The organism is Tsukamurella spumae, assembly GCF_012396015.1.
GTDB lineage: Bacteria > Actinomycetota > Actinomycetes > Mycobacteriales > Mycobacteriaceae > Tsukamurella > Tsukamurella spumae.
Window position 1 is genome coordinate 20,245 of the sequence record NZ_JAAXOQ010000031.1, and the last position, 25,230, is coordinate 45,474.

The following is a 25,230-nucleotide window of genomic DNA, read 5'->3' on the forward strand; positions in this document are numbered from 1 at the left end:
CTACAACACCGCCGAGGTCAGTCCCGCGACATTCGCCACCTCAGTGGCACCGTAGGCCGCGACGGTGGCCGCCGAGGACGCAGCGATCCCGCCGTAGAGCACCGCCAGCTCCGCGACGGACTCGACGTGGACCGCCTGCGCCGCGGTGAAGGCCGCGAGGAAGTCCTGCCCGATCAGGCCCAAGGCCGGGTTCAGCGCCGCGACATTGGCCGCCGCGTCCACCGAACCCGCCGTCGCGACCGCCACCCCGATGCCGGCGTTGGCGGCGCCGAACGCCGCGATCGCCGAATTGACCGCCATGAACATCTTTCTCCCCCATCGTGTCCCCGGGCCCGGTGCGCGAGGCCCTCATCAATTGGACGCACCAGCTCGGGAATCGGATCCCGAAATCTTTTCGCGCCTCCGCGTCGCCCCCTCAGCCGGCCGCGATGTCGGCGTGGAAGCGCTCCATGACCGCCCCGCGGCGAGCCGCGACCTCGCGCGCCGCGACGGCACAGACGTCGACGATGCGCCGGCCGAGCGCGGCACCGTCGGACCTGCATGCCGACGAGGTAAGCGTGAGGCCGACCAGGGCGCAGACCCCGTCCAGCTCCACGCGGATCGCGCCGTCCGGGCTGGACACGGAGACCCGGACCTCGTCGAGCTCGATCCTGGTGCGGCGCAGCACCCGCAGCTGCTCGTGCGCGCGGGCCTCGATGCGGTCCATCTCCTCGCTCATCGGCTCAGACCCGCCGCAGCCAGGTGCCGACCGCGTCGTCCGGCCGCTCCTGCGGAGCCGGCGGGTCCGGCAGACGCATCGCCCGGAGCACCTCCTCGGCGACGCCGGCGCGTTCGAGTTCGGCGCGGCGCCGGAGCCCCGCCGTGGTGGCGGCGTCCCGGCACAGCCGGACGATCGCGTCCGCGAGATCCTGCGGCTCGCGGCGCAGTTCGGTCCGCTCGATGGTGATGTGCAGCGGCGTGCCCTGGTCGTTCGCGCGCACCCGCAGCCCACCGTTGGTCGATGTGGCGATGGTCATCTCTCCCCCTTCATGATTCATTCCTCCCGCACGGTGCCGACGGCACGTTCGCACGCCCCCGCCAGCGGTGCCGCGGTACGCCCGGCCTCGCAGCCCACGCTGAGCTGCGCCGCCCCCGCGACGACCACGTACCAGTCCACGAACCGTTCGGCATCGAGCTGCTCGCGGTAGCCGATCACCTCCCGCCCCGCGACCCGGGCGGCCGGGTTCAAGTCGGTGATCCTGCGGTCGCCGCGCCGGGCGAGGGCTGCCTCGAGATCCGCTGCCACCGCGGCGGCGTCCGACGGCGCCCGCAACCTGGTCCGCACCACGGTGACTCGGCGGCCGTCGTCGGCCTGCGCGAGCCTGCGGCCCGGGGCGGGTTCGGTGAGCGCCCAGCCCTGTGGGAGGTCGACGACGGCACCGTCGAAGGCGACGCGGACGAAGGTCTCCGCGGGCGGCACCGGCCGCTCCGGCGCGGACGGCGGCGTCCCGGGCAGGCACGCGACCGCGCCCACGGCGATCATCCCCACGGTGCCCGTTCCCGCGGCGACCAGCGGCCACACCCGGTGGCGCGGTTCTTCGGTCACGGAGACCGAGGATCGTGGGGGTTCGTGACCGATGTGCGCGGGCGTGGGCGCGGGCCCGGAGGCCGCGAGGGTCTCGAGCACCTCGGCCGGGTCCGTCCGGACCACACGCCAGAGCTTCTGCGCCGCCAGCGCGGCGCGGACGGCCTCGTAGACCTCGGGCGGACCGTCGACCAGGGCCTGATCCACCCGGTCGTCGAGGACGGCGCGCACCGCCCGCACCGGATCCGGGTGCGACGAGGCGGCGACGGGACGCCAGGCCCCGTCGGTGGATTCGAGGACGTGCGCCTGCGCCACCGGACCGCGGCACTCGAGGATCAGCGCCCGCCGGCAATCGAGGAGGCCACTCGCGCGGACGAGCGCCTCGGCGCGCGGGAGGACCTCCGCCGCGACGCCGAGGGATCCCGCGGCCGCTGCGACGAGGCTCCGGCGGGGTGCGCCGAAGACGCTGGGCGCCAGCACCGTCCAGCGGCGAGACGGCGCGCTGCCGCTCGCCGCATCGGCGAGCCACTGCGCCCACCGGCGGGTCGCCTCGGCGGGCGCCGTGAACTCGCCCGTGGCCGCCGGAGCGGCCAGGGCGTGCACGGCACCGTCGGGCCCGCGTACGTACCATTCATCCCCCGCGCAATCGATGAAACTGCGCTTCGGGTCCCCCAACCCGATCATGCGAGGGAGGTTAGCGCGCGGCGGTCTCCTGCGGAGCCGGTTCCGCGGATTCGCGTTTGCGGGCGCGGCGGCGGCTGATCACCGTGACGGCGATGGGGACGATGATCGTCAGCGCGGAGCCGATGAACAGCACCTCGAGGTGGTCGCGCAGCAGCGGGATCCCGCCGAGGAAGTAACCCAGCAGCACGATCCCGTCGCACCACAGGATCGAGCCGAGCACCGAGAACAGCGTGAACCTGCGGTGATCCATCTTCGAGAAGCCCGCGAGCACCGGGACCAGCGTGCGGACGATGCCGATGAACCGCGCGAAGAGCACCGTGAAGGGGCCGTACCTGTCGAAGAAGGCGTAGGTCTTGTCCACCGGGTCCTGGCCGATGAAGCGCATAACCCTGCCGCGCATCACCTTCGGCCCCGCGTACCGGCCGAGCGCGTAACCGCACTGGTCGCCGAGGATCGCCGCGATCGGCAGGAACAGCAGCAGCTGCCAGAGGTGGGCGAAGGGCTGCGGCTGCGCCGCGAAGATGCCGGCGGTGAACAGGATCGAGTCACCCGGGAAGACGAACCCCACCAGCAGACCGGTCTCGATGAAGATCAGCAGCACCAGGCCGATCAGGCCCGCGGAGCCGAGGAAGCCGGTGATGTCGAAAGGGTTCACACCAGCCGAGTATCCACGCGCCGGGCGTCGGAGCAGTGAACTGCGGGCGAACGGATCCGCAACCCGTCGTCAGTCGCCGCAGCAGCCGCCGGCGGCACCGTCGACCTCGCGCTTCTCCCGGGTGATCAGGTTGCGCTCGGCGAGCTCGTCGTCCGCGGGGTAGTCGACGCGCACCAGCGTCAGGCCGCAGGCGGCGGCGACGTTGATGGCGCTGGAACGCTCGCGCTCGTCGAGGAGCCCGGCGACCCAGTCGGCGGACCGTCGGCCCTCCCCGACCGCGGCGACGGCCCCGACGAGGGAGCGCACCATCGACCAGCAGAAGGCGTCGGCGGAGACCTGCGCGGTGAACACCCCGTCGGCGTCCTGCGACCACGAGAACCGCTGCAACTCGCGGACCGTCGTCGCGCCCTCGCGGCGGCGACAGAAGGCGGCGAAGTCGTGCAGGCCGAGCAGGCGGTGGCTCGCCTCCTGCATCCGCGCCAGGTCGACGGGCCGCCGCCACGGCGCGGTGTCGCGGGCGCGCAGCGGGTTCGCGCCGAAGGGCGCATCGGTGAGGCGGTACTCGTAATGCCTGCGCAGCGCGGAGAAGCGCGCGTCGAACTCCGCGGGGGCGATGCCGACCGCGGTGACCCGGACGTCCTGAGGGAGCATCCGCGCGAGGCGGCGCACCAGGCCGTCGGGGATCAGCACCGGGTCCGGCAGGTCGAAGTGGGCCACCTGCCCCGTGGCGTGCACGCCCGCATCGGTGCGGCCCGCGACGGTGAGCTGCACGGCGGTCCGCAGCACCGTCGAGAGGTTCTCCTCCAGCACGCCGCACACCGTGCGCAGCCCGGGCTGGCGGGCCCAGCCGCTGAAGTCGGTGCCGTCGTAGGCGATGTCGAGGCGGTAGCGAGTCATGTCGCCGGAGACTCTACCGGGGCGAGCCCCGCCGCCAGGCCGTCCAGGTAGCGGGTGAGCGCGGTGTCGAGCAGCACGTCGATGTCGTACGGGTAGCTCGTGTGCAGCATCTCCGCCATCACCGGGAAGCGGTCGGCGGGCGCCACGGCGCGCAGCTCGCCCAGCCGGGTGTCGATCCACTCGTCCTCGGTGACGCCCGTCGCCGCGCGGTCGGCGAGCTCGGGCTCGATCGTCGCGCCCAGGCCGCGCACCAGGTTGAGCAGGCAGAGGTACTCGGTGAACGCGGCTCGCGGCGGTAGGCCCGCGGCGCGCAGGGCGCCGAGCAGGTGCTCCGACATCGGCATCGCGCCGGGCAGCACCGCCGGCCGGGTCATGGACATCGCGGCGGCGAGCCACGGGTGGGCCTTCATGCTCTCCCACAGGGAGTGGAGCAGCGCCTCGACGTCGGTGCGCCAGTCCGTCGTCCGGGGCGGGATGGGCAGGTCCGCCAGCACGCGGTCCAGCATCGCCGCCTGCAGCTCGTCGCTGCTGCGGACGTAGCGGTAGACGGCCATCGTCGGGATCTCCAGGGCCGCGGCCAGCCGGCGCATCGAGACCGCCTGCATCGACTCGGCGTCGGCGATGGCGACGGCCGCGGCGATCACGTCGGCGGCGGTCAGCTCGGGGGCGCGCGGGCGGTCCGGGCTCAGCACCACGCTCCCCCTGCCCGGGGCGGAGTCGATCAGGCCGTCGGCCTGCAGCAGGGTCAGCACCTTCGAGGCCGTCGCCATCGCCACGCCGTGATCGCGCATGATCGCCCGCGTCGACGGCGCCCGGTCCCCCGGCCGCAGCCGGCCCGACGCGATGCGCTCGCGGAGCACCGCCGCGATCTCCTCGGCGCGCGTCACGCCGAGCTCGATGCACTAGTGCACTTCGTGAAACAATCCACGTCAACACTGTAGCGCGGTGCACTTGATACGGCGTACGTTCGCACTATGAATCAGCTCCGAATCCTCATCAGCGGCGCCTCCATCGCCGGTCCCGCCGCCGCCCCCCTCCTCGCCCGCCAGGGCCACCGCGTGACGATCGTCGAACGCGCACCGTCGCTGCGGGCGGGCGGCCAGACCGTCGACCTCCGCGGCGCGGGCCGTACCGTGATCGACCGGCTCGGCCTCGGCACCGCCAGCACCGAGCGGCTGCTCGACCAGCGCGGCATCGTCAAGGTGGACGGTCGTGGGCGGCGCGGCGCGAACATGCCCGTGGAGGCCTTCGGCGGCAACGGCATCGTCTCCACCCGCGAGATCCTTCGCGGCGACCTCGCCGAGGTGCTCGTCGACGCCGTCCCCGACGACGTCGAGTACCTGTGGGACGACACCGTGACGGCGATATCGCAGAGCGGGGACCGCGCGCACGTCGAATTCGAGTCCGCGCCGCCCCGGGAGTTCGACCTCGTCGTCGGGGCCGACGGCCTCGGCTCCGCCGTGCGGCGCGCCGCCTTCGGGCCGGACCGGGAGGCCCTGCGCCCCATCGGGCTGCGGTACGCCTGGTTCACCGCCGAGATCGACGAGGACACCCGCGGCTGGTACCTGATGCACACCGCCCGCCGGGGCCGCGTGGTCTCCGTCCGGCCGTCGCGCACCGACGGCACCGTCAAGGCCGGGCTCGCGGTCCGCGGCACCGACGCGCGCCGACTGACCCGGGAGGAGCAGTTCGCGCTGTTCGAGCAGGAGTTCGCCGACGTCGACTGGGTGGCACCGCAGCTCCTGCGCGCGATGCGCACCGCGGACGACTGGGCCTATCAGGACCTCGCGCAGGTTCGGCTCGACTCGTGGACCCGCGGTCGGGTCGCGCTCATCGGCGACGCCGGCTACTGCCCCACCCCGCTCACCGGACTCGGCACCACGCTGGCCCTCGTCGCCGCGTACGTCCTCGCGGGAGAGCTGGGCCGGGCCGACGGTGACGTTCCCCGCGCGCTCGCGCGGTACGACGCGGTGATGCGGCCGTTCGTGGCCAAGGCGCAGGAGCTGCCGCCCGGCAGTCCCGCAGGCTTCGCCCCGGTGGGCCGGATCGGCGTCGCGCTCGGGGACCTCACGTACCGGACGGCCATGATATGGCCGATGCGGCTGGTCTGGGCGGCGCAGTTCGCGAAGGCCGATGGGATCGACCTGCCGGACTACTGAGTCGGCTCACGATGTCGGGTTCTGGGGGCGTGCGCGTGCACTGGAACACCTCCACGCGCGCAGAAGCCGAGATCGTGAGCGGCGTAGCGTCGGGCCCATGACCGAAACCGCGCAGACCGTCACCGTGTTCGCCGATGTCCCGCCGGCCGTGCTCTTCGCGACGCTGGCCCGCCCCGCGGTGCACGCGGCGGCCGACGGCTCCGGCATGTTGCGCGGCGTCTCTGTCGATACCCCTGAGACGATCACCGGCGTCGGCCAGACCTTCGGCATGGAGATGACCGACGAGCAGGGCCGCCCGTACTCGGTCGACAACCACGTCACCGCGTTCGAGCCGGGCACGCGGATCGCGTGGCTGCCCGCCGGTCGGGGGAAGCCGCCCGTCGGCGTCGAATGGTCGTGGACGTTCACCCCGGAGGGAGACGGGACACTCGTCGCCGTGACCTGCGACTGGTCGCGCGTGACCAACGAGGCCTATCTCGCGAAATTCACCCTGCCGCGGGTCTCGGAGGAGAAGGTGCGGCGCACCGTCGACGCCGTGATCGCGACGATCCGCACCTGACCCGAGGGTAGGTAGCACCGGTCGCAGCGGAAGTCCGAGGTCACCATCTGGGCTAACGCTGTTATGTCGGGAACGACGAAGCCCGCCACCTGCGTGCAGGTGGCGGGCTCGCGTACGTGGGTGACTACTCCGAGTCGGAGTCGTCGTCCTGCTGCGACGGCGGCAGCGAGTAGCCCGCAGCCTCGGCCGAAGCATCGTCGGCGAACCAGATCTCGGCGACCGTCGAGTCGAAGAAACGCGTACCGGGACGGTGGTACAGCTTCGAATCGGCGTTGCCCTTGATCGGGAAGCCCTCGGGGGCCTCGTCGGCGTCCTCGAGCGGCGCGTGCGCGCCGGCGGGGAGGTCCGAGGTCTCCTCGACGATCTCCGCGGCCTCGACGGCGGCGGACTTCGCAGCGGCCTGCGAGGCGGCGACACGAGTGGCGCGCGACGCCTCGGTGGCGGCGAGCTGCTCGGTCACGATCTCGATGACGGCCATGGGGGCGTTGTCGCCCTTGCGGTTCTCCGTCTTGATGATCCGGGTGTAACCGCCCTGACGGTCGGCGACCGCCGGAGCGATCTCCGCGAACAGCACGTGCACGACGTCCTTGTTGCGGATCTCCTTCATGACCTCGCGGCGGTTGGCCAGTTTGCCGTGCTTGGCATGGCTGATCAGCTTCTCCGCGTAGGGGCGCAGGCGCTTGGCGCGGGACTCGGTGGTCTCGATGCGGCCGTGCTCGAAGAGCGCGGTCGCGAGGTTCGCCAGAATGTGCTTCTGGTGCGAGGCCGAGCCGCCCATCCGGGCGCCCTTAGTGGGCCTAGGCATTGTTTCTCCTGTGGGTGTTTACGAGCTCTTCAGCTCAGAGCTGCTCGGTCTCGGCGTAGTCCTGATCGCCATCGGCGTCGCCCGAGAACGACGCGTCGTCGCTCCAGGTACCGGTGGCCGGGTCGTACCCGTCGACCTGCGACGGATCGAACGACGCGGGGCTGTCCTTGAGGGCCAGACCCAGCGTGTGCAGCTTGACCTTGACCTCGTCGATCGACTTCTGACCGAAGTTGCGGATGTCGAGAAGATCGGACTCGGTGCGGGCCACGAGCTCGCCCACGGTGTGCACACCCTCGCGCTTGAGGCAGTTGTACGAGCGCACCGTCAGGTCGAGGTCCTCGATCGGCAGCGAGAACGCCGCGATGTGGTCGGCCTCGGCCGGCGACGGCCCGATCTCGATGCCCTCGGCCTCGACGTTGAGCTCGCGCGCCAGGCCGAACAGCTCGACCAGGGTCTTGCCGGCCGAGGCCAGCGCGTCCCGCGCGGTCATCGAGTTCTTGGTCTCGACGTCCAGGATCAGGCGATCGAAGTCGGTGCGCTGCTCGACGCGGGTGGCCTCGACCTTGTAGGTCACCTTCAGCACGGGCGAGTAGATCGAGTCGACCGGGATACGGCCGATCTCGGCGCCCGACGCCTTGTTCTGCACGGCCGGCACGTAACCGCGGCCCCGCTCGACGACGAGCTCGATCTCGAGCTTGCCCTTGTCGTTCAGGGTGGCGATGTGCAGGTCGGGGTTGTGGACGGTGACCGACGCCGGGGGGACGATGTCGCCCGCGGTGACGGCGCCCGGACCCTGCTTGCGCACGTACATGGTGACCGGCTCGTCATCCTCCGACGAGACGACCAGGCCCTTGAGGTTCAGGATGATGTCGGTGACATCCTCCTTCACGCCGGGGACCGTGGTGAACTCGTGCAGCACACCGTCGATGCGGATGCTGGTCACGGCCGCGCCCGGGATGGACGACAGCAGCGTGCGGCGGAGCGAGTTGCCCAGCGTGTAACCGAAGCCCGGCTCCAGCGGCTCGATGATGAACTTCGAGCGCGCCTCGGAGATGACCTCTTCGCTGAGAGTGGGTCGCTGCGAGATGAGCATTGAGTATTCCTTCTCTCTGGGCGTCCGCTATTTGACGCCCGTAGAAGGTCGCCGGCGGCGAATCCGCCGGCGACCGATGCACTACTTACTTCGAGTAGTACTCGACGATGAGCTGCTCCTGGAAGGGCACGACGATCTGCTCACGCTCGGGCACGCGGTGCACGAGGATGCGCAGGGTCGACGGGACCACCTGAAGCCATGCCGGAGCGGTGCGCTCGGCGGCGGTCTCACGCGCGATCTGGAACGGCGTGGTGCCGAGCGACTTCGGGCGCACGTCGATGATGTCGTACTGCGAGACGCGGTACGAGGGAACATCCACGCGGACGCCGTTCACCGTGAAGTGACCGTGGGTCACCAGCTGGCGGGCCTGACGGCGGGTACGCGCCAGGCCGGCGCGGTACACGACGTTGTCGAGGCGGGTCTCGAGGATCTGCAGCAGGGCGTCACCGGTCTTACCGGTGGCGGCCTTCGCCTCCTTGTAGTAGCGGGAGAACTGCTTCTCCATCACGCCGTACATGAAGCGGGCCTTCTGCTTCTCCTTGAGCTGCAGGAGGTACTCGGACTCCTTGATCCGCGCGCGGCCGTGCTGGCCGGGCGGGTAAGGACGACGCTCGAACGCCTCGGAACCGCCGACGAGGTCGACGCCCAGACGACGGGACTTACGGGTGACAGGGCCGGTATAACGAGCCATGGTTTCTCTCTCCTACCTTCCCTAGACCCGACGCCGCTTGGGCGGACGGCAGCCGTTGTGCGGCTGCGGCGTCACGTCGGAAATGGTGCCCACCTCGAGGCCGGCGGCCTGCAGCGAACGGATGGCGGTCTCGCGACCCGAACCCGGGCCCTTGACGAAGACGTCGACCTTCTTGACGCCGTTCTCCTGCGCCTTGCGAGCAGCGTTCTCGGCGGCGAGCTGCGCGGCGAACGGGGTGCTCTTACGCGAGCCCTTGAAGCCGACGTGGCCCGAGGAGGCCCAGCTGATCACGTTGCCGTTGGGGTCGGTGATCGAGACGATCGTGTTGTTGAACGTGCTCTTGATGTGCGCGTGGCCGTGCGGAACGTTCTTCTTTTCGCGACGACGCGATGCGCCCTTCTTCGCGCCGGTGGCGGCGCGCGACTTCGGAGGCATTACTTCTTCTTTCCGGCGATGGTCTTCTTCGGACCCTTACGGGTGCGAGCGTTGGTCTTGGTGCGCTGGCCACGCACGGGCAGGCCACGACGGTGGCGGATGCCCTGGTAGCACTGGATCTCGATCTTGCGACGAATGTCGGCCTGCACCTCGCGGCGCAGGTCACCCTCGACCTTGTAGTCCGTGCCCTCGATGAAGTCGCGGAGCTTGGTCAGATCCTCGTCGCTGAGGTCCTTGCTGCGCAGATCCGGGCTCACACCGGTCTCGGCGAGAATCTCAGTCGCGCGGGTACGGCCGATGCCGTAGATGTAGGTCAGTGCGATCTCCATGCGCTTCTCGCGCGGGAGGTCGACACCCATGAGACGTGCCATTCTTGGCGGTTTCCTTTTCTCGTTCGGAGGTCTGCTCCCCGCCCGTCCTCGCTGGTTCCGGCGCTTTCACGCCGGCCGAGGCCCCGGCCTCCGAGCCGGGGGTCCCACAGGGGCCGTATGCCCCCGCTGGTGCGGAGAGGTCATCAAGTGTTCCAAGCGGCGAACCGCTCGAAGCGCGGTGACTAGCCCTGACGCTGCTTGTGACGCAGGTTCTCGCAGATCACCATGACCCGACCGTTACGGCGGATCACCTTGCACTTCTCGCAGATCGGCTTGACGCTGGGGTTGACCTTCACGTCAGTCCTATCCAGTTGTTTCCGTGTTTTTCCACGCCGCACCGGATATCCGGCACGGCGCCACTGCACGCACGACGAAGCCGCGCACGCACGCGATGATCCAGTCTACGCTGCGCGCGCCGCGCTCCCAAATCCGCCGCCGAGCAGCGCCCGTGCTAGCCTCAGGCGCACGCGTGACATGCACTATCCGTCACCGATGATTCCCAATGATTCGATAGGACCAAGACATGCGCCTGTCCCTCGCTCGCCGACTCAGCGTCGCCGCGACCGCCGCCGTCGGCGTCGCAGCGTCGTTGCTGGTCACCGCCGCCCCGGCTACGGCCGCCCCGCGCATCGTCGTGGGCCCCGGCTCCGAGATCGACGTGGTGCAGAAGCGCACCGGCGAGGGGATCGAGGTCTCCGCCTGCACCCTCGGCGTCCTCGCGATCACGCCGAACGGCGAGCGCGTCGGCGTCACCGCCGGCCACTGCGGACGCGCGGGCCAGGACGTCGCGGTACCCGTACCCGGCACCGAGCGCACGATCACCTCGGTCGGCACGATCCGCCAGTCGTCCAACCCGAAGGTGAGCAAGGACGGGCGGATCGCGGACTTCAACGCGCCCGACTGGGCCACCATCACCTTCAAGAAGGCCGTGCCGCTGAGCACCTCGCTCGGCCGCGTCAAGCCCACCCGCGTCGCGCGCGCCGTCGTGGGCGATCGGGTGTGCCGCCAGGGCCGCACCACCGGCTGGCAGTGCGGCAAGGTCGTCGACGTCGCACCGACGCGGATCCTCACCGACCTCAAGGGCGATCACGGCGACAGCGGCGGCCCGCTCGTCCGGCTGTCCGACGGTGCGGCGCTCGGCCTCACGACCGGCGGCATCCAGCTGTCGACGAGCAGCGGCCTGATGTCGGAGTTCATCGACCTGCAGTTCGTGTTCGCCCAGGCCGGCGGCCTGCGACTGGCGGTCTGAACCCCGTAACCCCGGTCACCGGGAACGAGAAGGGCCCACCCCGCGGGGTGGGCCCTTCTCGTCGGTGCGCTACGCGGTCACTTGTACCGGTAGACGATGCGCCCGCGCGTGAGGTCGTACGGAGAGAGCTCCACGACCACCCGATCCTCGGGCAGAATACGAATGTAGTGCTGCCGCATCTTGCCGCTGATGTGTGCGAGCACCTTGTGCCCGTTCTCCAGCTCGATGCGGAACATTGCGTTGGGGAGCGGCTCGACGACGCGGCCCTCCACCTCGATGGCTCCGTCCTTCTTCGCCATACCCTCCACGATCCTGTTGTCTTCAGCGGACGCCGTGTGCGACCTGTGCCCCTCCGCGAGCGGCCGGGCATGCGGCCGAACGCCGCGCTACCCATCTATTCTACGCGCTCACGACCCTCCGACCGAATCCTGGCCGAACGCCCCGTCGGAACCGCCCCCGCGGCTGACGAGGTGCAACGCGAGTTCGACCGAGTCGGGGACGAAGTCCGCGGGGTCCGCGGCCACCGCCGCGAGGAGCTCGCGCGGGGTCATCCACCCTCCGCTCGCGACCTCCTCCGGTTGGTGGACGAGCGCACCGTCGTACGTGCAGACGTACTGGAAGCAGACGAACCGGGTCCGCGGGTCCGCGTACGAACGGACACCGACGGGGCGCAGCCGCACCCCGTGCACGCCCAGTTCCTCGAAGACCTCGCGGGCGGCACCGTCGTCCGGCGACTCCCCCGCCAGCAGCACCCCGCCCGCGCAGAAGTCGCGCAGGCCCGGGTAGAGGTCCTTGACGACGGTGCGCCGGTGCACGTAGATGCGGCCGGCGCCGTCGAAGACGAGGATCGCCGTGGCGCCGTGGCGGAGGTTCTCGGCGCGCACCCGCGAGCGGGGCGCCGATCCGGTTTGGTGCCCGGCCTCGTCGAACAGCCCGACGATCTCGTCCTGCGGCATGCGCCTCCCTTTTCCCACAGTATGAGTCAAACCCTGGACATCGGGGCGGCTGTGCACTTGTATCGGGGCCATGAGCAATCCGGACAGCCCGAACTGGCACTTCGAGACCACGCAGATCCACGCCGGGCAGACGCCCGACAGTGCGACCAATGCGCGTGCGCTCCCGATCTACCAGACCACGTCGTACACGTTCGACAACACCGATCACGCCGCGGCGCTGTTCGGGCTGGCCGAGCCGGGCAACATCTACACCCGCATCATGAACCCGACCCAGGACGCCGTCGAGCAGCGCATCGCCGCGCTCGAGGGCGGTGTCGCGGCGCTCCTCGTCGCCTCCGGCCAGGCCGCCGAGACGCTCGCCATCCTCAACATCGCGGAGTCCGGCGACCACATCGTCAGCTCGCCCTACCTGTACGGCGGCACCTACAACCTGCTGCACTACACCCTGGCCAAGCTGGGCATCGAGGTCACCTTCGTCGAGAACCCGGACGATCTGGAGCAGTGGCGCGCCGCCATCCGCCCCACCACCCGCGCGTTCTTCGCCGAGACCATCTCCAACCCGCGCGGCCACGTGCTCGACATCGCCGGCGTCTCCGGCGTCGCGCACGAGAACGGGCTGCCGCTCATCGTCGACAGCACGGTCGCCACCCCGTACCTGCTCAACCCGCTCGCCCACGGCGCCGACATCGTGGTGCACTCCGCCACCAAGTACCTCGGCGGCCACGGTTCCGCGATCGGCGGCGTCATCGTCGACGGCGGCAGCTTCGACTGGACGCAGGGCCGGCACCCGAACTTCACCACCCCGGACCCGTCGTACCACGGCGTCGTCTTCGCCGATCTCGGCGCGCCCGCCTTCGCCCTCAAGGCCCGCGTGCAGCTGCTGCGCGACCTGGGCCCCGCGATCTCCCCGTTCAACGCCTTCCTGCTGTCGCAGGGCATCGAGACGCTGAGCCTGCGGGTCGAGCGGCACGTGGCCAACGCCCAGAAGGTCGCCGAGTTCCTCCAGGGCCAGGGCACCGTGACCGACGTGATCTACGCCGGCCTGCCGTCCTCGCCCTACTACGACCGCGCTCGGGAGCTGCTGCCCAAGGGCGCCGGCGCCATCGTCGCGTTCGAGCTCGCGGGCGGCGTGCCCGCGGGCAAGGCCTTCGTGGACGCGCTGCAGCTGCACAGCCACGTCGCCAACATCGGCGACGTGCGCTCGCTGGTGATCCACCCCGCGTCCACCACGCACAGCCAGCTCACCGAGCAGGAGCAGCTCGAGGCCGGCGTGACCCCGGGCCTGGTGCGCCTGGCCGTGGGCATCGAGCACATCGACGACATCCTCGCCGACCTGCAGCTGGGCCTCAAGGCCGCCGCGGACGCGTCCTAGGAGTCCGGCGATGCGCGCGCTGAGGTGGTTGCGCCGGGCCGTCCGATCGGTTCTCGCCGGCGACGACGCCTGGACCGCGGCCGTGCAGCGCGGTTGCACGTAGACCGGTACGACCAGCGAAGGCACCCCCGACACCGTGAACGACGGAGTCGGGGGTGCCTCGTTCTTGTGTGCTCTCGGATCTTGTCCGATTCGGACTGGGATTTCACTGGGATCGGATTGGGATACGACTGGTAATGTGGTCCCATGGAAGCAACAGTGGATTCCGTGGGCCGGATACTGGTCCCGAAGCAGCTCCGCGACGCGCTCGGCATCACCCCCGGATCGGTGGTCGACATCTCGTGGTACGGCAGCGGCGTTCAGATCACGCCCGGTGGCCGCACCGCGAAGCTCGAGCGCGACGATGACGGTCGTCTGGTCGCGGTCGGCGACACCCCCTTCGATGACGACGTGCTGTTCGCGCTGATCGACGCCGGCCGCAGATGACGTCGGCCGCACTCATCGCGGTCGATACGTCCGTCGCAGTCCCCCTCTTGTCCACCCAGCACCGGCAACACGAAGCCGTCGCCATGTGGGCGTCCGGGAAACGGCTGGCATTGAGCGGTCACGCGCTTGCCGAGACCTATTCCGCGCTCACCCGGCTCCCGGGCGGGTCACGGGTCGCCCCCACCGATGCGACGGACCTCATCGACGCGAACTTCGAGCAGATCCTCACGCCGTCGCCCCGCACGACGACCGAGATCCACCGATTGTGCGCGGAGCTGAACATCGCAGGAGGTCCGGTGTACGACGCGCTGGTCGCGTTCGCCGCCCATGACAACGGCGCCGTACTGGCCACCCGCGACGCCCGGGCGCGTGGCATCTACAGCCTGGTGGGCGTCACGACGACCTTCGTCGCGCCGTAGCCCGGCTACCGTTCCAGGGCGGACCGCACCTGGCGCTCCAGGGCGACGGTGGCGGATCTCGGCAGGTCGATGAGGCCGTCGAGCTCGGACCGCGCCCGCTGATAGGCCTGCCGGCGCTCCGGGCCCGTGGCGGCACCGTCGAGCGCGACGGTCAGGAGGCGCTGCGCCTTGGCGAGGCGCTCCTGCTCGATCGGCGAGAAGTCGCCCCGGCGCCGGCGGCGCGCCTCCTGCTCGGCGACGTCGAACGCGGCGGCGTAGGCGTGCACCGCGGCGCGGTACTCCTCCACCCCGTCGACCTGTTCGGGGCCGTCCGGGCGGAGCAGGTCGGCGCGCCGCTTCGCCTTGTGGAAGTCGACGGTGAGCGGCTCCCGCATGTCGACCATCATCGGGAAGTCGAGGATGGTCGACAGGTCCGTCTCGTACTCGAACCAGCGGGTGTCGACGGCGTCGTGGTCCGCGACCGCGCGGGCGAGTTCCTGCCGCACCTCGGCGGCGTCGACCTGCGCGCGGCCCTTCGCCTGCGCCATCGCGGCCTTCGTCTCGTGCTTGATGCGGTACCGCTCGAGCCGACGGTCCGCCCGCCTGTCACTCCAGCTGACCGCGCCCTTGACGCCGGCCGCGATCACGCCGCTGAACGGGAAGATCAGCCACCAGAAGTTGAGCCACTCCACGTGACCAGAGTAGCGCGATGATTCGGACCGCTCAGGAGATCGTCTCCGCCCCCGAGCCGCCCGGAAATCAGCTCCGCTGCTCCGCGTTCGCGACGATCAGATCGTGCACGTACCGGGCGAGCCCGGGGGCGATGTCGTCGTAGTGCTTGGTGAACCGCTCGTCCGCGAGGTACATCTGCGCCAGGCAGACCTGCATCGGGTAGTCGCAGTCGTAGAACTTCTCGATGCTCGCCCGATGCCGCTCGGCGAGGGCATCGCCCTCCGGTGAGCCGGGCGCGACGCCCCGGGCCAGACCGTCGGCGAGGGCGGCCTCCAGCGCGTCGGTGTCGGCCTTGACCTGCTTCCAGTCGTCCTTGCTCATCGAGGCGGTGCGGTCCGAGCTCTGCTTCCACTGGTCGGTCTCACCCCAGCGCTCCTGCGCCTCCGCGGCGTACTCGTCGCCCCGCCAGTCGTCGCCGAAGATCTCGCTCTGCTCCTCGGCGGTCAGCGCGATGCCCTGCTTCTTGCTGTTCATCATGTCCTCCACAGCCGCGACCATCCGGCGCAAACGGTCGATCCGTTCGGTCAGGAGACTGTGTTGCTGCTCCAGGTGCGCCATGGCGTCGGCCGACGGATCGTCGAGCAGGGTCGCTATCTGCTCGAGGGGGAAGCCCAACTCCCGGTAGGTCAGCACGCGGTGCAGCCGTTCGACGTCGACATCGGAGTAGGCCCGGTAGCCGGCGCCGGTGCGCGCCGACGGCGGGACCAGCCCGATCTCGTCGTAGTGGTGCAACGTGCGGACGCTCACCCCGGTCATCCGCGCGACGGCGCCGACCGGGTGGAACCGATGCTTCCCCTCGTTCACAGCGACCACACTGCGGCCTCACGTCGCGTGAGGGTCAAGCGGGACGACATCACCGCAGGTCAGGGGCGAGGCGTGAGGATACGCGGACCGTCGGCGGTGACGGCGACGGTGTGCTCCCAGTGCGCGGCGCGGGCACCGTCGTCCGTGACGACGGTCCAGTCGTCCTCGAGGACGGAGGTGTCGGGGGTGCCGAGCGTGAGCATCGGCTCGATGGCGAGCGTGGACCCCACGACGAGCAGCGGGCCCTTGCCCGGGTCGCCCTCGTTGGCGAGGAAGGGCTCCATGTGCATCTCGCGGCCGATGCCGTGGCCGCCGTAGCCGTCGACGATGGCCAGGTCGCGACCGAGCCGCGCGGCCTGCGCGTAGGTGGCGGTCTCGATGGCGTGCGAGACATCGGTCAGGCGGTTGCCGTCGATCATCGCGGCGATACCGGCCTCCATGGCCAGGCGGGTGGCCTCGGAGAGGTCCGCGTCCTCCGCCGACAGCTCGCCGACGCCGAAGGTCCACGCCGAGTCGCCGTGCCAGCCGTCGAGGATGGCGCCGCAGTCGATGGACACCAGGTCGCCCGCGGCGAGCACCGTCGACCGATCCGGGATGCCGTGCACGACGACCTCGTTGACCGAGGAGCAGATCGAGCCGGGGAAGCCGTGGTAGCCCTTGAACGAGGGCACCCCGCCGGCCTCCCGGATCACCGTCTCGGCGACCTCGTCGAGCTCGAGCGTGCAAACGCCGACGCGGGCGGCATCGCGGACCGCGACGAGCGCGCGGCCCACGACGGCGCCCGCGGCGGCCATCGCATCGAGCTCTCCCGCGGAGCGGAAGGGCACGGTCTTCTTCTTGAGGCGGAAACGACTCACTTGTCGAGCTGCGCGGTGACCCGGCCCAGCACCTCGTCGACGGTCCCGAGGGCGTCGACGTGCGTGACGAAGTCCCCGTAGTAGTCGAGCAGCGGCGCGGTCTGGTTCGCGTAGACCTGCATGCGGTTGCGGATGACCTCTTCGGTGTCGTCCGCGCGGCCGCGGGCGAGCATGCGCTCGACGACGGTGTCCTCCGGGACGTCGAAGGAGATCACGGCGTCGAGCTTCTCGCCGCGCTCAGTGAGGATCTCGGCCAGCGAATCGGCCTGGTCCGTCGAGCGCGGGAAGCCGTCGAGGATGAAGCCGTTCTTCGCGTCGGGCTCGGTCAGCCGCGACCGCACCATGTCGACGGTGACCGACGACGGGACCAGCTCGCCCGCGTCCATGTACGTCTTGGCCTGGACGCCGAGCGCGGTGCCCTCGCTGATGTTGGCACGGAAGAGGTCGCCGGTGGAGATGTGCGGGATGCCGTACTTCTCGGACAGCCGCTCGGCCTGCGTACCCTTGCCCGCGCCGGGAGGGCCCAGAATAACCAGTCTCACTTGAGGAATCCTTCGTAGTTGCGTTGCATCAGTTGACTCTCGATCTGCTTGGTGGTGTCGAGCGCCACCACCACGATAATGAGGATCATCGTGCCGCCGAAGGGCAGGTTGCTCGTGCTCGAGCCGCCGCCCATCTCGAGGAACAGGTTGGGGAGAATCGCGATGATACCGAGGTACAGCGAGCCCGGCAGGGTGATCCGCTGCAGGACGTAGTTGAGGTAGTCCGCGGTCGGCTTACCGGGACGAATGCCCGGGATGAAGCCGCCGAACTTCTTCATCTCGTCCGCGCGCTCCTCCGGGTTGAAGGTGATCGCCACGTAGAAGTACGTGAAGAAGATGATCAACGCGAAGTACACGACGATGTGCCAGGGGCTGGCCGGGTTGACCAGGTTGTTCTGGATCCACACCACCCAGGTCGACGTCGAGCCGTTCGCGACCAACTGGATCACCAGCTGCGGCAGGTACAGCAGCGAGGACGCGAAGATCACCGGGATGACGCCCGCGGTGTTGACCTTCAGCGGCAGGTAGGTCGACGAGCCGCCGTACATCTTGCGGCCGACCATGCGCTTGGCGTACTGCACCGGGATGCGGCGCTGGCCCTGCTCGACGAAGACGACCGCGACGAGGATCACCACGACCGCGACGCACACGAGGCCGAAGACGAGGCCGCCCTGGCTCTGGAGGATCTTCTGGCCGTCGGCGGGCAGACGCGAGGCGATGCCCGCGAAGATGAGCAGCGACATGCCGTTGCCGATGCCGCGCTCGGTGATCAGCTCGCCGAACCACATCACGAGGATCGCGCCGGCGGTCATCACGACCACGATCGTGACCAGGCTGAACAGGCCCTTGTCCGGGAGGATCGGCTTATCGTCCGGGCAGCCCTGCAGCAGCTGGCCGCGCGAGGCCATCGCGACGATCGCGGTGGCCTGCAGCAGTGCCAGCGCCACGGTGAGGTAGCGGGTGTACTGGGTGATCTTCGCCTGGCCGGCCTGACCCTCCTTGCGGAGCGTCTCGAACCGCGGGATGACCACCATCAGCAGCTGGATGATGATCGAGGCCGTGATGTACGGCATGATGCCGATCGCGAACACCGACAGCTGCAGCAGCGCGCCGCCGGAGAACATGTTGATCAGCGAGTAGACATCGGCGTTCGCGCCCTTGCTGACGCTGTCGATGCACTCACTGACGTTCTTGAAGTCCACGCCGGGCGACGGCAGGGTCGCGCCGAATCGGTAGAGCACGACGATGCCCAGGACGATCAGAATCTTCCGCCGCAGATCCGGGGTCCGGAAGATCGGGACTAGGGCCGAAAGCACACATCCTCCTGGCAGCCGGGCTACCCCGACGGGGTGCCCCACGCTCGTGGACACGTCCTCCACCCGCGGCGGAGTGCCGTGTCCTCATGGGTAATCCTGCAAACGTATGAAACTCTAACAGCCGCTCTCGAAGTGGCTGTTCAGGGTGGGTGGCGGACCGCATGCGCGGTGACCAGCCCGCGCGGTACGCGGCCCGCGGGTTAGGAGAGCGTACCGCCCGGCGGAGGCGGGCGGTCACCGTCGAACCCGCGAAACGAGAGCCGCGGTAGGCACCGGTGACCGGCGCCTACCGCGGCGTCCACGTTCCTCACGCTGGCGCGTAGGCCTGAGGACTAGGCCTCGGCCGACGGCTTCAGCTCGGTGGTCGAACCACCGGCGGCCTCGATCTTGGCCTTGGCGGCGCCGGTGACCTTGGTCGCCGTCACGTCCACCTTGACGCTGATCTCGCCGTCGCCGAGCACCTTGACGACACGGTTCTTGCGAACCGCACCGGCGGCGACGAGCTCGTCGATGCCGATGGTGCCGCCCTGCGGGAACATACGGGCGATGTCGCCCACGTTCACGACCTGGTACTCGACCCGGTTGCGGTTCTTGAAGCCCTTGAGCTTCGGCAGCCGCATGTGCAGCGGCATCTGCCCGCCCTCGAAGTTCACGGGGACGTTCTTGCGGGCCTTGGTGCCCTTGGTGCCGCGACCGGCGGTCTTGCCCTTGGAGCCCTCACCGCGACCCACGCGGGTCTTCGCGGTCTTCGCGCCCTTCGCGGGACGGAGATCGTGCAGCTTGATAGCCATTGCTTACACCTCCTCCACTTCCACGAGATGCGACACGACCTGGATCAGGCCGCGGTTGACGGGGTTGTCCTCGCGGACGACCTGCTTGCGGATGCCCTTGAGGCCCAGCGTCCGCAGGCTGTCGCGCTGGTTCTGCTTGAGCCCGACCAGGCCACGCGTCTGGGTGATCTTCAGCTGTGCCATGACTTATGCTCCCTGACCCGCACGAGCGCGGAGCATGCCGGCCGGGGCGACGTCCTCGACGGGCAGGCCGCGACGAGCCGCGACCTCCTCGGGACGCTGCAGCTCCTTGAGAGCCGCCACGGTCGCGTGCACCACGTTGATGGCGTTGTCCGAGCCCAGGCTCTTGGCGATGACGTCGTGGACGCCGGCCGCCTCGAGCACGGGACGCACGGCGCCACCGGCGATGACACCGGTACCCGGGCTGGCGGGACGCAGCAGCACGACGCCGGCCGCGGCCTCACCCTGCACCGGGTGCACGATGGTGTTGCCGATCATGGGGACGCGGAAGAAGTTCTTCCGAGCCTCCTCGACACCCTTCTGGATGGCCGCAGGAACTTCCTTGGCCTTGCCGTAACCGACGCCGACCATGCCCTGGCCGTCGCCGACGATCACGAGGGCGGTGAAGCTGAAGCGACGACCACCCTTCACGACCTTCGAGACGCGGTTGATGGTGACAACCTTCTCGATGTAGTTGCTCTTCTCGGCCTCGTTCCGACCACCGCGCTGATCGCGGTCGCGGCCGCCACGGCCGCCGCGGCGGTCGTTCGAGTTCTCGGGGCCGTTGTTACCGGCGGGCCCATTGCCGCCGTCACGACGCTGACGTCCGGGCATCAGGCTGCCTCTCCTTCGATGGAAAAGATGGTGGTACAGGTCATCAGAACTCCAACCCGCCTTCGCGAGCGGCGTCAGCGAGCGCAGCGATCCGGCCGTGGTACTTGTTGCCACCACGGTCGAACACGACGGCGTCCACACCGGCTGCCTTGGCACGCGCGGCGATGAGCTCGCCGACCTTCTTCGACTGGGCCGACTTGTCGCCGCCCGCAGCCTTGACGTCCGCCTCCAGCGTCGACGCCGCGGCCAGCGTGTGGCCCTTGAGGTCGTCGATCAGCTGCACGTGGATGTGCCGGCTGGAGCGCTTGACGACGAGACGCGGACGGGCCGCGGTGCCCTCGATCTTCTTGCGCAGGCGGAAGTGACGGCGGGCCTTCGACGTGCGACGACGAGTCGAGACGTCCTTGCCCACCGGGACCCGCTTGTTGTTCTCGGTCTGAGTTGCCATGAGTTACTTACCCGTCTTTCCGACCTTGCGACGGATCTGCTCACCCTCGTACCGCACGCCCTTGCCCTTGTAGGGGTCGGGACGACGGAGCTTGCGGATGACCGCCGAGATCTGGCCGACCTGCTGCTTGTCGATGCCGGACACGGAGAACTTGGTGGGGCTCTCCACCGCGAAGGTGATGCCCTCGGGCGCCTCGATCGGCACCGGGTGGCTGAAGCCCAGGGCGAACTCGAGGTCCTTGCCCTTGAGCGCCACGCGGTAACCCACGCCGTAGATCTCCATCTTCTTGGTGTAACCCTCGGTCACACCGGTCACCATGTTGGCGACCAGGGTCCGCGACAGACCGTGCAGCGCGCGGTTGCGCCGCTCGTCGTCGGGACGGGCCACCACGACGGCGCCCTCTTCGTTCTTCGACACCGAGATCGGCTCGGAGACGGTCAGCGACAGCTGGCCCTTGGGGCCCTTGACGGTGACGTCCTGGCCGGCGATCTGCACGTCGACGCCCGCGGGAACGACCACGGGGTGCTTACCAATACGCGACATAAGTTTGTGTCCCCTTACCAGACGTAAGCGAGGACTTCGCCGCCCACGCCCTGCTTGGCTGCCTGGCGATCCGTGAGGAGGCCCGAGGACGTGGAGATGATCGCCACGCCCAGGCCACCGAGGACCTTCGGCAGGTTGGTGGACTTCGCGTACACGCGCAGACCGGGCTTCGACACGCGGCGCAGGCCGGCGATCGAACGCTCACGGCTGGGGCCGTACTTCAGCGAAACGACGAGGTTCTTGCCCACCTCGGCGTCCTCGGTACGGAAGTCGGTGATGTAGCCCTCACGCTTGAGGATCTCGGCGATGTTCGCCTTGATCTTCGAATGCGGGAGCGTCACCTCGTCGTGGTACGCCGAGTTGGCGTTGCGCAGACGGGTCAAGAAGTCCGCGATCGGATCAGTCATGGTCATGACAGATTCGTCTACCTTTCTCGCAGCGGTTCCCATGCATCGACGGCGGTCTGGTGCCCTGACGAATCAGGGCCTGGAACGTCCGACGGTGGGCCTACTACGAAGCAAACCGTCCTGCAATACCGTTGCACTGCAGGGATTCCGGACCGGCGAACCGGTTCGGGGATGTGCGCCGGGCGTGCTCGAAGCACGACAGGCAACCTCACTAGTGTAGAGAAAGTCCCGGTCAGAGTCGAATCGGCGCTGTTCGGCGCCGTCGTCCCCCGCGCCGCACCGATTCCCCCACCGTGCGTCAGTTCACCCGCAGCGTCGTCGTCACCGGAGTGGGGTTCTGCGTCAGGTCCAGGACCGGGCAGTGCGCGTCGACGGTGTCGGTCAGCTCGCGGTAGCGCTCCTCGCCGTCCGGGCCGGTGATGTCGACTGTGACCCGGACGGCCGTGAACCCGGGGCGGACGGCGTCGTCGAGGCCGAAGAAGCCGCGCACGTCGAGGTCGCCCTCGGCGCTGAGCTTCAGCTCGTCGATGGTCAGGCCCAGCTTGTCGGCGTAGAAGCGGTAGGTCACCACCTGGCAGGACAGCAGGGCGCCCAGGTACGCCTCGACCGGGTTGATCGCGGTGTCGGCGCCGCCGAGCGTCGGCGGCTCGTCGACCTCGAGGACGTGCCGGCGGGCCGTCGTGACGCTGCCGACGGTGCCCTGCGGCACCGCCGTCGCCGAGAACACCACGTGCGCGTTGGCGACATTGCGTGAGACCGCCTCGGCGGTCGCGTCGATGATGGCGGAGAGGGTTCCGGTGGCGGAAGCGGTCATGGGAGAGTTCCTTTCGAGGGCGAAAGACAATACCTGCGCGAACGGTATGTCCGTTTCCCCCGGCGCGCACTGGTTGCGCTCAGCCTGATTCGCAGGCCGATACCCTGGGACCGTGCCCACCTCCCTCACGATCGCCCTGCTCGCGGTGCTCACCACGGTGGGCCTGGTCGGGTCCGTCGTGTCCGACGGTGCCGCCCCCCTCGTCTGGGCCGTCGCGACCGTCGTGGTCGCGGGGCTGCTCGCGTGGCGCCTACGGTCCGCGCCGCCCGGCGCATCGCTGATCGCGGCGTTCGCGACGGGGATCCTCGTCGTCTCGGCGGGCCTCCCCGCGGCGATCGTGCTCACCGAGAGCGCACCCGGCCGCTCCCCCACCTCGAACTCGGCGCTCGGCGCATCCGACCGCGCGGCCGCGGTCGATCCGTCGGCCGAGCTGCGCAGCGCTCTGCAGAAGGCCGACGAGGTGCTCCCGGGCGGATCGCAATCGCTGCTGAGCATCCGCATCGGCGAGTCCAGCACCCAGGTCGGCCTGCTGGACCTCGCGAAGGGCCAGCGGGTGTGGTTCCAGTACTCGCGGTCGAGCGGGAAGTGGTACGAGCCCAGCCGCAGCGCCACCAACGACCGCCAGGACGCGGTCTTCCGCGCCGCCGACCTCGCCGCGCTGGACCTGACGGCGGCCGCCGCGAAGGCGACCGCCGCCGCCGATCGCATCGCGATCGACCGCACCAACCGGCACGCCGACGACGGCATCCAGATCGAGCGGCGCTATCAGGACCGCAAGCTGATCGTCGAGTTCCACATGTCCGGCAAGGAGATCCACGCCGACCAGGCCGGCGAGCTGCCCGACAATCTCGCACTGGCGAAGCTCGACGGCCTCCTCCCCACCGCCGAGCGCGCGCTCCGCGACAACGGCATCGACCCCGCGCAGCCCTTCCTCAGCGGGCTCGAGTACCGGGTGTTCGCCCCGAACGCCACCGCGGTATCGGGCGACCAGGGCCGTCTCAGGCTCAGCATCCAGGGCGGCGGCCGGAGCGGGACCATCGAGGTCACCGTCGGGCGGTTCCCGATCGTGAGCCTGCGGCCCGGCACCGGCACCTCGTCGAACCCGTTCGCCCTGACCGCGCTCACCGCGGCCGGGCTGGAGCACGCCCGCGCCGATCTGGCACAGCGCTCCGCCGTCCCCGCGATCGACGCGAACGCCGTCAGCCTGCAGGTGGAACGGGACCTCGCCTCGTCCTCCCTGCGCTCGCGCGGCGCCCCGCCGATCCTCAACCTCGGCCTCGGCCCGAAGGCCGAGGCGTACTACACGTTGGGCGGCGACTTCCTGCGGAGCACCCGGACCTAGACCTTGCCGGTCAGGCGGCGCACCGTCGACACCTCGGACTCCCGGTAGGCGCGCCCGTCCGGCCAGAGCAGGTCGTGGAACCACTGCGCGGGCTGCCGCGCCCCCACGTAGGGCTGCTTCCACGAGTCCCACGGGTAGTAGGTCTGGCTGCGGCCGGCGACGAAGCCCCACTGATAGGCGTCGATGCCGAGCTCCTTGCAGATCGGCAGGATCGTCTCGATCGTGCTGCCCTGCGGGCGGGCCATGTACTCGGTGAGCAGCATCGGCCGGCCCTGCTTCGCGAGGTCGGCGGCCATCGCGCGGAACTTCTCCGGCGGATCGTAGCTGTGGAAGCTGATCACGTCGGACTGGGCGAGCTGGATCGCGCGGATCTCCGGGCGGGTATCGGCCCAGACACCGCTGGTGAGCGGCTGCGTCGGACCGCCCGCGCGGGCCCACTCGAAGGCCTTGGGCAGCAGCTGCGCGACCCGGGCCACCTTGTCCGGCGGGCTCAGCGGGTAGGAGTCGGCGAGGTTCTCCGGCTCGTTCCACACGTCCCACGCCACCACGCGGGGGTCGCTCGCGAAGGCCTTGACCACGCCGGTCGCGTAGGCCTGCAGCTTCGAGGTGTCGGGGTCGGTCAGTCCGGCGGCGCCGGGGCTCTGGACCCAGGTCGAGTTGTGCACGCCGGGGGTGGGCTCGCGCTGGACGCCGGGCTTCGGGTTCGGGTCCCAGCACGAGTCGAACAGCACGAACATGATCTTGATGCCGTTGGCGTTCGCGACGGTGAGGAACTGGTCGAGCCGCGCCACGAAGCCGGTCGGATCGGCGGTCCACAGCTGGTCCTGCAGGAACACGCGCATCGTGGTCATCCCGAGCGCCTTGGCCCAGCCGAGCTCGAGGTTCATCCGCACCGGGTCGAAGGTCTGCGCCTGGAACATCTCGAACTGGTTCCCGGCGTTGGCGTTGATGAAGTTGCAGCCCACCATCCAGCCGACCTGCTGGCGCCACTGCTGCGCGCGCTCCGGCGTCCAGCGCGTCGCCGCAGCGGCGGGGGCCGCACCGGGAGTACCGGGCACCGTCCCGCCCGAGCCGGGTCCTGATCCGGGGTCGGCAGCCGCCCGCGCGGCGAGCATCGTCGCCGGAACGGTGGCTGCCGCCATGGCGAGCATCGCCCTGCGCGTCATATCCACACCAACACCATACGCAACATCAGTCACATACGTAACAAACCTTCACACGCGCGTCGCATTCGCACGACGGTCGGTTCGAGGATCGAACGGACTATCCCTCGATGGCCTTGCGGGCGCGGCTCTCCAGTTCCGCGCGCAGAGCCGGGGTGCGGGTGATCACGCCGCGATCCACCAGCCGGTCCACCGTGGACACCACCTGATCGAGGTAGGCGGCGCGTTCCGCGGCCTGCGCCGCCTGCGCGTGCCGGTCCAGC

General features: G+C 69.8%; 35 protein-coding genes. 7 read left to right on the forward strand and 28 right to left on the reverse strand.

Annotated elements, in window-relative coordinates:
* From HF999_RS18645 to HF999_RS23085, 7 genes are all read right to left on the reverse strand, one after another.
* Positions 1 to 300 (reverse strand): hypothetical protein, encoded by a 300-nt coding sequence (locus HF999_RS18645; protein ID WP_312854201.1) that lies wholly within the window; start codon positions 298 to 300, stop codon positions 1 to 3.
* 115 nt (positions 301 to 415) lie between these two features.
* Positions 416 to 718 carry a YbaB/EbfC family nucleoid-associated protein gene (locus tag HF999_RS18650; protein ID WP_168547335.1) on the reverse strand — a complete coding sequence of 101 codons (303 nt, stop codon included), beginning with the start codon at positions 716 to 718 and terminating at the stop codon, positions 416 to 418.
* 4 nt (positions 719 to 722) lie between these two features.
* A complete protein-coding gene (locus tag HF999_RS18655) occupies positions 723 to 1,016 on the reverse strand; it encodes a hypothetical protein (RefSeq protein WP_168547336.1) in 294 nt (97 codons plus the stop codon).
* 17 nt (positions 1,017 to 1,033) lie between these two features.
* Positions 1,034 to 2,248, reverse strand: coding sequence for a type VII secretion-associated protein (locus tag HF999_RS18660; RefSeq protein ID WP_168547337.1), 1,215 nt, complete (start codon positions 2,246 to 2,248; stop codon positions 1,034 to 1,036).
* A gap of 10 nt (positions 2,249 to 2,258) precedes the next feature.
* Positions 2,259 to 2,903 carry a DedA family protein gene (locus HF999_RS18665; protein ID WP_168547338.1) on the reverse strand — a complete coding sequence of 215 codons (645 nt, stop codon included), beginning with the start codon at positions 2,901 to 2,903 and terminating at the stop codon, positions 2,259 to 2,261.
* Between the two features lie 69 nt (positions 2,904 to 2,972).
* Entirely contained in the window at positions 2,973 to 3,800 is an 828-nt protein-coding gene (gene truA, locus HF999_RS18670; protein ID WP_168547339.1) for a tRNA pseudouridine(38-40) synthase TruA, read from the reverse strand.
* The gene (locus HF999_RS23085; RefSeq protein ID WP_168547340.1) at positions 3,797 to 4,687 is read right to left on the reverse strand and encodes a GntR family transcriptional regulator; all 891 of its coding nucleotides are present in this window, start codon (positions 4,685 to 4,687) and stop codon (positions 3,797 to 3,799) included. The genes truA and HF999_RS23085 overlap by 4 nt, the downstream gene beginning before the upstream one ends.
* Before the next feature lie 87 nt (positions 4,688 to 4,774).
* Here HF999_RS23085 and HF999_RS18680 point away from each other — a divergent pair, with 87 nt between their 5' ends.
* Both HF999_RS18680 and HF999_RS18685 read left to right on the forward strand, forming a co-directional pair.
* On the forward strand, positions 4,775 to 5,959 hold the full coding sequence (locus HF999_RS18680) for an FAD-dependent monooxygenase (RefSeq protein WP_168547341.1): 1,185 nt from the start codon (positions 4,775 to 4,777) through the stop codon (positions 5,957 to 5,959).
* A 97-nt stretch (positions 5,960 to 6,056) separates the two neighbouring features.
* Positions 6,057 to 6,518, forward strand: a complete 462-nt coding sequence (locus tag HF999_RS18685; protein ID WP_168547342.1) for an SRPBCC domain-containing protein — start codon at positions 6,057 to 6,059, stop codon at positions 6,516 to 6,518.
* Positions 6,519 to 6,642: 124 nt separating this feature from the next.
* Here the strand turns inward: HF999_RS18685 and rplQ are convergent, their stop codons facing one another.
* From rplQ to rpmJ, 6 genes are all read right to left on the reverse strand, one after another.
* Complete coding sequence (gene rplQ, locus HF999_RS18690; RefSeq protein ID WP_168547343.1) at positions 6,643 to 7,323, reverse strand: 50S ribosomal protein L17, sunset domain variant; 681 nt, start codon at positions 7,321 to 7,323, stop codon at positions 6,643 to 6,645.
* Between the two features lie 34 nt (positions 7,324 to 7,357).
* Positions 7,358 to 8,416 (reverse strand): DNA-directed RNA polymerase subunit alpha, encoded by a 1,059-nt coding sequence (locus HF999_RS18695; protein WP_168547344.1) that lies wholly within the window; start codon positions 8,414 to 8,416, stop codon positions 7,358 to 7,360.
* A gap of 85 nt (positions 8,417 to 8,501) precedes the next feature.
* Entirely contained in the window at positions 8,502 to 9,107 is a 606-nt protein-coding gene (rpsD, locus tag HF999_RS18700) for a 30S ribosomal protein S4 (RefSeq protein WP_068573269.1), read from the reverse strand.
* A gap of 21 nt (positions 9,108 to 9,128) precedes the next feature.
* Positions 9,129 to 9,542, reverse strand: a complete 414-nt coding sequence (gene rpsK, locus HF999_RS18705; protein WP_068573267.1) for a 30S ribosomal protein S11 — start codon at positions 9,540 to 9,542, stop codon at positions 9,129 to 9,131.
* A complete protein-coding gene (gene rpsM, locus HF999_RS18710) occupies positions 9,542 to 9,913 on the reverse strand; it encodes a 30S ribosomal protein S13 (protein ID WP_068522639.1) in 372 nt (123 codons plus the stop codon). Before rpsM ends, rpsK begins: the two co-directional genes overlap by 1 nt.
* Positions 9,914 to 10,095: 182 nt before the next feature.
* Entirely contained in the window at positions 10,096 to 10,209 is a 114-nt protein-coding gene (gene rpmJ / locus HF999_RS18715) for a 50S ribosomal protein L36 (RefSeq protein ID WP_024332746.1), read from the reverse strand.
* Between the two features lie 227 nt (positions 10,210 to 10,436).
* Here rpmJ and HF999_RS18720 point away from each other — a divergent pair, with 227 nt between their 5' ends.
* A complete protein-coding gene (locus tag HF999_RS18720; RefSeq protein ID WP_168547345.1) occupies positions 10,437 to 11,162 on the forward strand; it encodes a S1 family peptidase in 726 nt (241 codons plus the stop codon).
* Between the two features lie 77 nt (positions 11,163 to 11,239).
* Here HF999_RS18720 and infA read toward each other — a convergent pair whose 3' ends face one another.
* Positions 11,240 to 11,461, reverse strand: coding sequence for a translation initiation factor IF-1 (infA, locus tag HF999_RS18725; protein ID WP_005140011.1), 222 nt, complete (start codon positions 11,459 to 11,461; stop codon positions 11,240 to 11,242).
* Positions 11,462 to 11,569: 108 nt separating this feature from the next.
* The gene (locus HF999_RS18730; protein WP_168547346.1) at positions 11,570 to 12,118 is read right to left on the reverse strand and encodes an NUDIX hydrolase; all 549 of its coding nucleotides are present in this window, start codon (positions 12,116 to 12,118) and stop codon (positions 11,570 to 11,572) included.
* A 70-nt stretch (positions 12,119 to 12,188) separates the two neighbouring features.
* Here HF999_RS18730 and HF999_RS18735 point away from each other — a divergent pair, with 70 nt between their 5' ends.
* The 3 genes from HF999_RS18735 to HF999_RS18745 all read left to right on the forward strand — a co-directional run bounded on the left by HF999_RS18735 (position 12,189) and on the right by HF999_RS18745 (position 14,395).
* Positions 12,189 to 13,490 (forward strand): bifunctional o-acetylhomoserine/o-acetylserine sulfhydrylase, encoded by a 1,302-nt coding sequence (locus tag HF999_RS18735; protein WP_168547347.1) that lies wholly within the window; start codon positions 12,189 to 12,191, stop codon positions 13,488 to 13,490.
* 246 nt (positions 13,491 to 13,736) lie between these two features.
* On the forward strand, positions 13,737 to 13,976 hold the full coding sequence (locus HF999_RS18740; protein WP_068573259.1) for an AbrB/MazE/SpoVT family DNA-binding domain-containing protein: 240 nt from the start codon (positions 13,737 to 13,739) through the stop codon (positions 13,974 to 13,976).
* A complete protein-coding gene (locus HF999_RS18745; RefSeq protein ID WP_168547348.1) occupies positions 13,973 to 14,395 on the forward strand; it encodes a PIN domain-containing protein in 423 nt (140 codons plus the stop codon). Before HF999_RS18740 ends, HF999_RS18745 begins: the two co-directional genes overlap by 4 nt.
* A 5-nt stretch (positions 14,396 to 14,400) precedes the next feature.
* Here the strand turns inward: HF999_RS18745 and HF999_RS18750 are convergent, their stop codons facing one another.
* The 12 genes from HF999_RS18750 to HF999_RS18805 all read right to left on the reverse strand — a co-directional run bounded on the left by HF999_RS18750 (position 14,401) and on the right by HF999_RS18805 (position 22,462).
* On the reverse strand, positions 14,401 to 15,066 hold the full coding sequence (locus HF999_RS18750) for a hypothetical protein (protein WP_168547349.1): 666 nt from the start codon (positions 15,064 to 15,066) through the stop codon (positions 14,401 to 14,403).
* A 67-nt stretch (positions 15,067 to 15,133) separates the two neighbouring features.
* Complete coding sequence (locus HF999_RS18755; protein ID WP_168547350.1) at positions 15,134 to 15,910, reverse strand: MerR family transcriptional regulator; 777 nt, start codon at positions 15,908 to 15,910, stop codon at positions 15,134 to 15,136.
* A 59-nt stretch (positions 15,911 to 15,969) separates the two neighbouring features.
* A complete protein-coding gene (map, locus tag HF999_RS18760; protein WP_168547351.1) occupies positions 15,970 to 16,767 on the reverse strand; it encodes a type I methionyl aminopeptidase in 798 nt (265 codons plus the stop codon).
* On the reverse strand, positions 16,764 to 17,309 hold the full coding sequence (locus tag HF999_RS18765; protein ID WP_168547352.1) for an adenylate kinase: 546 nt from the start codon (positions 17,307 to 17,309) through the stop codon (positions 16,764 to 16,766). Before HF999_RS18765 ends, map begins: the two co-directional genes overlap by 4 nt.
* Positions 17,306 to 18,625, reverse strand: coding sequence for a preprotein translocase subunit SecY (gene secY, locus HF999_RS18770; RefSeq protein ID WP_168547353.1), 1,320 nt, complete (start codon positions 18,623 to 18,625; stop codon positions 17,306 to 17,308). The genes HF999_RS18765 and secY overlap by 4 nt, the downstream gene beginning before the upstream one ends.
* Before the next feature lie 332 nt (positions 18,626 to 18,957).
* On the reverse strand, positions 18,958 to 19,416 hold the full coding sequence (gene rplO, locus HF999_RS18775) for a 50S ribosomal protein L15 (protein ID WP_168547354.1): 459 nt from the start codon (positions 19,414 to 19,416) through the stop codon (positions 18,958 to 18,960).
* 3 nt (positions 19,417 to 19,419) lie between these two features.
* A complete protein-coding gene (rpmD, locus tag HF999_RS18780; RefSeq protein ID WP_168547355.1) occupies positions 19,420 to 19,599 on the reverse strand; it encodes a 50S ribosomal protein L30 in 180 nt (59 codons plus the stop codon).
* Between the two features lie 3 nt (positions 19,600 to 19,602).
* A complete protein-coding gene (rpsE, locus tag HF999_RS18785; RefSeq protein ID WP_168547356.1) occupies positions 19,603 to 20,250 on the reverse strand; it encodes a 30S ribosomal protein S5 in 648 nt (215 codons plus the stop codon).
* A 43-nt stretch (positions 20,251 to 20,293) separates the two neighbouring features.
* Complete coding sequence (gene rplR, locus HF999_RS18790; protein WP_168547357.1) at positions 20,294 to 20,698, reverse strand: 50S ribosomal protein L18; 405 nt, start codon at positions 20,696 to 20,698, stop codon at positions 20,294 to 20,296.
* Between the two features lie 3 nt (positions 20,699 to 20,701).
* A complete protein-coding gene (gene rplF / locus HF999_RS18795; RefSeq protein WP_168547358.1) occupies positions 20,702 to 21,241 on the reverse strand; it encodes a 50S ribosomal protein L6 in 540 nt (179 codons plus the stop codon).
* Between the two features lie 14 nt (positions 21,242 to 21,255).
* Entirely contained in the window at positions 21,256 to 21,654 is a 399-nt protein-coding gene (gene rpsH / locus HF999_RS18800) for a 30S ribosomal protein S8 (protein WP_068533016.1), read from the reverse strand.
* 292 nt (positions 21,655 to 21,946) lie between these two features.
* The gene (locus tag HF999_RS18805; RefSeq protein WP_168547359.1) at positions 21,947 to 22,462 is read right to left on the reverse strand and encodes an OsmC family protein; all 516 of its coding nucleotides are present in this window, start codon (positions 22,460 to 22,462) and stop codon (positions 21,947 to 21,949) included.
* A 112-nt stretch (positions 22,463 to 22,574) separates the two neighbouring features.
* On the opposite strand from HF999_RS18805, the gene HF999_RS18810 reads away from it, so the two are divergent.
* Positions 22,575 to 23,804 (forward strand): hypothetical protein, encoded by a 1,230-nt coding sequence (locus HF999_RS18810; protein ID WP_168547360.1) that lies wholly within the window; start codon positions 22,575 to 22,577, stop codon positions 23,802 to 23,804.
* Here the strand turns inward: HF999_RS18810 and HF999_RS18815 are convergent.
* Positions 23,801 to 24,970 (reverse strand): cellulase family glycosylhydrolase, encoded by a 1,170-nt coding sequence (locus HF999_RS18815; protein ID WP_246208087.1) that lies wholly within the window; start codon positions 24,968 to 24,970, stop codon positions 23,801 to 23,803. The genes HF999_RS18810 and HF999_RS18815 overlap by 4 nt on opposite strands.
* Positions 24,971 to 25,230: the final 260 nt, after the last annotated feature.